Source organism: Pseudomonas oryzagri, assembly GCF_020831405.1.
Lineage (GTDB): Bacteria > Pseudomonadota > Gammaproteobacteria > Pseudomonadales > Pseudomonadaceae > Geopseudomonas > Geopseudomonas oryzagri.
Window position 1 is genome coordinate 112,593 of the sequence record NZ_JAJHPU010000046.1, and the last position, 6,669, is coordinate 119,261.

At 66.7% G+C, this 6,669-nt stretch carries 7 protein-coding genes; 5 read left to right on the forward strand and 2 right to left on the reverse strand.

All coding sequences use genetic code 11. From position 1 onward, the window contains the following. Positions 1 to 2 precede the first annotated feature (2 nt). From LMJ29_RS20885 to LMJ29_RS20905, 5 genes are read left to right on the forward strand one after another with little or no spacing between them, the layout of a single operon-like run. Positions 3 to 449 (forward strand): GspH/FimT family pseudopilin, encoded by a 447-nt coding sequence (locus tag LMJ29_RS20885; protein WP_229607449.1) that lies wholly within the window; start codon positions 3 to 5, stop codon positions 447 to 449. Continuing rightward, a complete protein-coding gene (locus tag LMJ29_RS20890) occupies positions 446 to 943 on the forward strand; it encodes a type IV pilus modification PilV family protein (protein ID WP_229607450.1) in 498 nt (165 codons plus the stop codon). The genes LMJ29_RS20885 and LMJ29_RS20890 overlap by 4 nt, the downstream gene beginning before the upstream one ends. After that, complete coding sequence (locus LMJ29_RS20895) at positions 931 to 1,803, forward strand: prepilin-type N-terminal cleavage/methylation domain-containing protein (protein ID WP_229607451.1); 873 nt, start codon at positions 931 to 933, stop codon at positions 1,801 to 1,803. The genes LMJ29_RS20890 and LMJ29_RS20895 overlap by 13 nt, the downstream gene beginning before the upstream one ends. Further along, positions 1,793 to 2,227, forward strand: coding sequence for a hypothetical protein (locus LMJ29_RS20900; RefSeq protein ID WP_229607452.1), 435 nt, complete (start codon positions 1,793 to 1,795; stop codon positions 2,225 to 2,227). The genes LMJ29_RS20895 and LMJ29_RS20900 overlap by 11 nt, the downstream gene beginning before the upstream one ends. Continuing rightward, positions 2,224 to 4,947 (forward strand): DUF6701 domain-containing protein, encoded by a 2,724-nt coding sequence (locus LMJ29_RS20905; RefSeq protein WP_229607453.1) that lies wholly within the window; start codon positions 2,224 to 2,226, stop codon positions 4,945 to 4,947. The genes LMJ29_RS20900 and LMJ29_RS20905 overlap by 4 nt, the downstream gene beginning before the upstream one ends. A gap of 237 nt (positions 4,948 to 5,184) precedes the next feature. On the opposite strand, the gene LMJ29_RS20910 is transcribed toward LMJ29_RS20905, so the two are convergent. Further along, on the reverse strand, positions 5,185 to 6,378 hold the full coding sequence (locus LMJ29_RS20910; protein ID WP_229607454.1) for a Bcr/CflA family multidrug efflux MFS transporter: 1,194 nt from the start codon (positions 6,376 to 6,378) through the stop codon (positions 5,185 to 5,187). A gap of 70 nt (positions 6,379 to 6,448) precedes the next feature. After that, positions 6,449 to 6,669, reverse strand: a 221-nt coding sequence (locus tag LMJ29_RS20915; RefSeq protein ID WP_229607455.1) for a TRAP transporter large permease subunit, incomplete at its 5' end; no start/stop codon positions are given.

A 6,669-nucleotide genomic window follows, 5' to 3' on the forward strand; every position in this document is an offset into this window, starting at 1 on the left:
CCATGCATTGCCGCGGCTTCACCCTGGTCGAGCTGATTCTGGTGATTGTAATCGCCGGCATCCTTGCCGCCGTGGTGGGACCGCGGTTCTTCGAGCGTCAGGTGTTCGACGACCGTCTGTATGCCGAGGAGGTCCGCGCCGGCCTGCGCCATGCACAGAAGCTGGCGCTGGCCGGGGGCTGTCATATCCGCTTCCGCCTCGATACTACCGGATACCAGGTGCTGCGCGATGCCGATTGCGAGGGCAGCGGCACCACCTTTACGTCCAGCGTAATCGATCCCTCGACGGGGCAGGCGCCCTACGCGGGGACGCCGCCGGCCGGTACGCTGCTATCGAGCGCGTTCAGCGTCGACTTCGACGCCCTCGGCCGGCCCAGCCAGGCGGTCAGCGTCACTCTAGGCTCCGGCCATGCCGTTCGCGTCGAGGCTGAAACGGGGTTTGTGCCATGAGGCACCAGCGCGGTATGACCCTGGTCGAGCTGGTGGTCGCCATCGTCATCGTTGGCATCGCCGCGGCGGCGCTTTACGGCGCCATGGCGACCATCGGCGGGCGCTCCGCCGACCCGATGCTGCGCCAGCAGGGCCTGGCCATCGCCGAGGCCTATCTGGAGGAAATCCTCGCCCGGAACTTCCTCGATCCGACCAGCCATACCCAGTGTCCGCCACCGCCGGCGGCGCGCACCGCGTTCGACAACACCTGCGACTACGCCGGTCTCGACGACGCGGGCGCCCGCGGCTCCGATGGCGCCCTGATTGCCGGGCTGCAGGACTACCGGGTGCGCGTCGTTGTCACCCCGCAGGCCTTCAATGGCCTGACCGCCGCGGCGGCGCTGCAGGTGGCGGTGACGGTCGAGACGCCGGACGGCCAGCGACTGAGTCTCGCCGGCTGGCGTACTTGCTATGGCGAGTACGATGGCGCGGGGGCCTACGCATGCGTGCCCTGAGCACTGCCCGCAGAGGCCGCCAGCGCGGCTTCACGCTGGTCGAGCTGATTCTGGTGATCGTCCTCTGCGGAATCGTCGGGGCGATGGTCAGCAGCGTGCTGTCGCGCCCGCTGGAGGGCTTCGTCGCCCAGAGCCGGCGCGCCGAACTGGTGGACATCGGTGCCGGCGCGCTCAATCGCATGCAGCGCGACATCCGCATGGCGGTGCCCGGTTCGGTGCGGGTCAGCGCCGATGGCCAGGCGCTGGAGCTGCTGCTGATCCACAGCGCCGGGCGCTACCTGCCCAACCGTCCTCTCGACAACAGCCTGAACTTTTCCGCCACCCCGGCTGCGCAATGCAACGGTCCGCTGGTGGCCGGTGTGCCTGCCTGCGACGTGCTGCAGGTTTTCGCCCCGGACTTCGTACCGCCGGCCTCCGGCTGGCTGGTGGTCGCCAGCAGCCTGTTCAGTCCGTGGTCGGCGAGCAACCCGGGCAGCATCACTCCGACCAATAGTGTCTTCACCCGCCTGGCCGAGTCGAACACGGCGGCCTGGCCCGGCATCAGCCTAATCCGCGTCACCCCGCCGGGTGGCGCCTTCGCCTTCGCCGCGCCATCGGCGCAGCGGCGCATCTACTTCGCCGATCGGGTGGTCGGTTACCGTTGCAGTGGCGGCCAATTGCTGCGCTATGAGCACGACCAGTTGCAGGCCACACTGCCCGCGACCCTACCGGCCGCCGGCCGTCTGCAGGCCGACCGCGTGACCAGCTGCGACTTCCGCTTCGCCAGCGCGAGCAGCCTGGCCAGCCTGCAACTGAGCATCGGCGCGGGCGGGGAGAGCATCCGGCTGGCCCAGCAGGTACAGGTGAACAATGCGCCCTGAACGTGGATTCGCCCTGGTGGCGGCGCTGTTCGTGATGGTCATTATTGCCGTGGTAGTGGCGACCATGAGCCGGCTGTCGATCACCCAGAACGCCAGCCTCGATCTAGCCCTGCAGCAGGCGCGCGCCTACCAGGCTGCCCGCGCCGGCCTGGAGTGGGGGCTGCACCAGCTGATGGCGGAGAGCAACACCACGGGTCTCTGCCCGGTGGGTAATCCATCCATGGCCGGCAGCGGTCTGAGCGATTTCAGCGTGAGCGTCGCCTGCGTCAAGCTGCCTTGCGCTGCGGCCATCTGCGCGCAGAGCTATACGGAAGGCATCCGCACTTTCAATTTGTACCGACTGACTGCCACCGCTAGCAACGGTAGCCCGGATAGCCGGGTGGACTATGCCTGGCGACGGCTGGAAGTGACGGTGGAGCGATGAAGTCGATGCGCCTGGGATATTTGATTCGGGTTTTGCTGGCTGTGCTGCTGGTTACCGCCAGTCCGGGGGCGTGGGCGGTATTGTGCTCCGATGTTTTTTTCAAAGGTGCTGACGGCGATGGCCTGAATGCCGGGGTCCCATTATTGACCTTGCCGGATTTCACCGCGACGCAGTCTCTGGTTGCGGAGAGTCCGCGTGCGGTTCCGGTGAGCAACAGTTACTGGACGGGGGGAACCGCGGCGAATGGCTGGATATTGACTGCGCCAACTACCGGGACTGCGCGGGTCTTCGTCAAGGGTGATCTGACCATTTCCAACAATGCCGAAATCAACAAAGGAGGGAAACCGCAGAATCTGATCATCGTGGTCGTCGGCAATCTGGATATCCAGAACAGCAGCAATACCAAACTCAATGCGCTGGTCTATGTGACGGGCAATGTGACCATCGGCAACAATCCGGCCATCGCCGGCGGGATTTCCGCGGTGGGCAGTCTGGTGCAGGGCAATAATGTCGTCTACGACTCGAGTGCCATCCCGGCAACGGACTTCGGTACGCTCTGCGACAATCCCGCCTCGGTCGGCCAGATCAATCACTTCCGCTTCCTGCATGCCACCAGCGGGCTGACCTGCAATCCCTTAGATGTCACCCTGCAGGCCTGTGCGGATGCCACTTGCAGCCGCTTCTACGAGGGCAGCATCAGTATCACGCTGAGTCCCAGCAGCTGGGCGGGTGGCAATTCGCGGGCTTTCAGTGGTGGCCAGACACTTTTGAAACTGTACGGCAACTCGCCGGGTTATCTGACTCTCGGAATGAGTGCCGCCCTTCCGGCAGCCAACGGCGCGCTGCAGTGCCGAACCAGCTCTACCGGCAGTACCACCGATTGCCGGGTGTATTTCGCCGACAGTGGCTTCGTCTTCGATGTGCCGAACCTGCTGGCTGGCAAGACGCAGACCGGCATCACACTGCAGGCGGTGCGCAAGGACGCCACCAGCCAGTTATGTGTACCGGCATTCGGCCCGGCCACGCGCACGCTCCAGTTTTGGAGCGATTATGTCGACCCCGGCACGGGGAGTCTGTCGGTGCAGGTGAACGGGGGGGCGGTGTCAGCCAGCGCGGCAGCGCCGACCAGCCTGAACCTGACCTTCGACAACACGGCGACTACGGTCCTGAATGTGCAATACGCCGATGCCGGGCTCATGCGCCTGAATGCCCAGTATGTCGGCAGCGGCGTCGAGAGCGGCCTGGTCATGCTCGGCTCGGATCAGTTCGTCAGCAAACCCTACGGTCTGCATATCACCACTCCGGCCGATGCCACCTGTACGGCCGCGAGTCTGGTCGGCTGCAGCGTGCTGCGCATGGCCGGTGCGAGCTTCCCGCTGAACGTCCGCGCGGTGGCTTGGCAGGCCGATGGCGAAGCGCTGACCGAGGCTGCGCTGCGCGATAATCCGAGTACGCCGAATTTCCGCTTGAACGGAATTGCCTTGAGTTCCTCGCTGGTGGCGCCGGCGGCTGCCGTTGGAGGCGTGGCTGGCACCTTTTACCGTCACGCGGCCGATGGCAGCCGCTCCGCGCTGGCCAGCTACGACCATGCCCTGGGCACGACCACCAGCCTGGATGTAAGCCAGGCTGAGGTCGGTATCTTCCGCCTGAGCGCGACGCCTGTGGCCGGCAGCTATTTCGGCCAGAGCGTCAGCGGCGGCGAGAGTGCCCTGATCGGCCGTTTCACCCCGGCATATCTGGGCGTGACCAGCACTGCCAGCTTGACTCCGGCCTGCGGCGCCTTCAGCTATCAGGGGCAAACCATCAGTTTTGCCGGCGGTCAGCCGGGTATTGCCGTCACCGGCTACAACCGCCAGGGCGAGGTGACGCGCAACTACGACCGCGATCCGTTCTGGCGGCTGGCGCCTCCCCAGCGGCAGTCCTACAGTCTCAGCTCTGCGGCCAGCAAGCCGAGTCTGGCAAGCCGGCTGCAAAGTCTGGGCAATGCGCAGTCGCTGGCGGTTGCGGACAGCGGTGCTGCCGATGGCAGCCGGGCCTTTAACTGGCCGACCGGGACGGGCCGGCAGGCCGATGCGCTGCTCTGGCAGCTGCCGTCGCCGCCCACAGCTGAGGATCTGCCGTTCGTGCTGACCGCCGGGGGGGAGCATGTGCAGCTGAACGTGCATGCTGGCCAGCTAACCGATCTCGACGGAGTCTGCTATCGCGGCAGCGCCGGTAGTGCGGCCAGCTGCCAGAATTTCAGCCATGCCGTCGGCGGCACCGAGGTGCGCCTGGGGCGCCTGCGCATCGACGCGGCCAGCGGCCCGGAAAACCAGGGGCTGGATCTGCCCTACTGGCTGGAAAGCTGGCAGACCTCGACTGGCGGGGCGGTATTCGGGACGACGACGGGAGACAGTTGCTCGCTGTCTGCGCTGGGTCAGGTGGTGCTGTCCAACTTCACCGGCGATCTGCAGGCGAGCCACTTCCCGACGCCACCCGGCACATTGGGCGCGGCAACTGGCACGCCTACTCCGACGGGAGTCATCAGATTACCGGCGCCCAATCACAAGGGCAGCGCGCTGGTGAGCCTGTCCGGCCTGAATGGCGCCACCCCGGCGCTGCCCTGGCTGTTATTCGACTGGGATGGCAACGGCACTCCCGAGGCGCCCTCGGCCCGGGCGACCTTCGGTGTGTTCTCCGGGCAGCGCGCGCTGATCTTCCGTCGCGAACTCTATCGCTGAGTGCGCACTCTCATGGTGCGCGTCGCTCATTTGTCGGGCAGGCCTCGGGGGATTGGAGCCAATCCCACAACCCCGATTTTCGCTATTTCCCGACGGCGGCCATGAAAAAGCCCCGGACCGCTGCGCGATCCGGGGCTCTGGGCATAAAAAGGGGATTCCCCGGCCTGCCTGTACCGTGGTCCCCGAAACTGGACGCTATATCTAATGCAGATCGCGTGCCAGTTTTACGGGAAGCGTTCAGGCGATGCTGCGTTCCGGAATGCGGGTCAGCTGCAGGGCCAGCAGGCAGCCCAGGCCCGCGGCGCCGACCACCACGCTCATCGGCAGCGGGCTGCCATCGTGCAGGGCGCCGACCAGCGCACTGCACGCGGTGCCGAGACCGAACTGCATGGCCACCGCCAGGCCGGCGGCGGCGCCGGCCTGCTGCGGGAAACGCGCCAGCAGGCTGGCCACGCAGTTGGCGCCGAGCAGCCCGGTGACGCTGACGAACACCAGCAGGCAGGCGACCACCGCGCCCAGCCCGCCGACGCCGCTGCTGCCGAACAGCGCCAGGCCCAGCCCCGAGAGGGCGGCGGCCGCGGCGCCGTAGCCGAGCAGGCGCTGCGGACCGAGGCGGCCGACCAGGCGCGCGTTGAGCAGGGTGACGATCATGATGCCGCCGACGTTCAGGGCGAACAGCCAGGCGTAGTGCTGCGGGCTGACGCCGAAATGCTGGATGTAGACGAACGGCGAGGCGGTGATGAAGGCGAACATGCCGCCGAACGACAGGCCCATGCACAGGATGTAGCCGAGTGCCTGCGGCTGCCGGGCGATCTGGCCGTAGGCGCGGAAGGCCGCGCCGAGGGAGGTGCCGCGGGCGTGGCTGGGGTGGGTTTCGGGAATCTTCCAGGCGCTGAGCAGCAGGCACAGGCCGGCGAAGACCAGCAGCACGGCGAAGATCGCCCGCCAGCCGGCGATGAGGATCAGGTAGCCGCCGACCAGCGGAGCGACCAAGGTGGCGATCATGGTCACCAAGTGCATCAGCGACAGCACCCTTGCGGCGTCCTTGAGCGGGAACAGGTCGCGCACGATGGTGCGCGCCAGCACCGAGGCGGCAGCGCCGCCGAGCGCCTGCAGGGCGCGCCAGAACACCAGCTGCTCGGCCTTGGCGGCGAGGATGCAGCCGACGCTGGCGAGCATGTACAGGGCGATGCCGCCGAGCAGCAGGCGGCGCCGGCCGAAGCGGTCCGACAGGGGACCGTAGAACAGCATGCCGCTGCACAGACCGGCGAGGAAGACGCTGATGGTCAGTTGGATCTGCGACTCCGCCGCGCCGAGGTCGCTGGCGATCAGCGGCAGGCTGGGCAGGTACATGTCGATCGACAACGGGCCGAAGGCCACCAGCGCGGCGAGCAGGACGATCAGGCGTTGGGGGTTGGCGACGACGGACATGCGATCTCCAGATGAGTGCCGGGTAAAAAGAACAAGGCCGCCCGGAGGCGGCCTTGGGGTTTGCAGCTTATTACAGGCTGAGCAACCACAGGCTGATGGACGGGAAGGCCACCAGCAGGACGATGCGCAGCAGGTCCGAACACAGGAACGGGATGATGCCGCGGGCGGTCTCGCCGTAGGGCACATCGCCTGCGGTGCGCTGCACGATGAACAGGTTCATGCCCAGAGGCGGGTGGATCAGGCCGATCTCCACCACCATCAGGGCGAGGATGCCGAACCAGATCGACTTCT

What these genes read in the sequence shown, in the direction of transcription:
- LMJ29_RS20890 (WP_229607450.1), top strand. Translation starts at nt 446, where the DNA reads ATGAGGCACCAGCGCGGTATGACCCTGGTCGAGCTGGTGGTCGCCATC.
- LMJ29_RS20900 (WP_229607452.1), top strand. Translation starts at nt 1,793, where the DNA reads ATGCGCCCTGAACGTGGATTCGCCCTGGTGGCGGCGCTGTTCGTGATG.
- LMJ29_RS20895 (WP_229607451.1), top strand. Translation starts at nt 931, where the DNA reads ATGCGTGCCCTGAGCACTGCCCGCAGAGGCCGCCAGCGCGGCTTCACG.
- LMJ29_RS20905 (WP_229607453.1), top strand. Translation starts at nt 2,224, where the DNA reads ATGAAGTCGATGCGCCTGGGATATTTGATTCGGGTTTTGCTGGCTGTG.
- LMJ29_RS20885 (WP_229607449.1), top strand. Translation starts at nt 3, where the DNA reads ATGCATTGCCGCGGCTTCACCCTGGTCGAGCTGATTCTGGTGATTGTA.
- LMJ29_RS20910 (WP_229607454.1), bottom strand. Translation starts at nt 6,378, where the DNA reads ATGTCCGTCGTCGCCAACCCCCAACGCCTGATCGTCCTGCTCGCCGCG.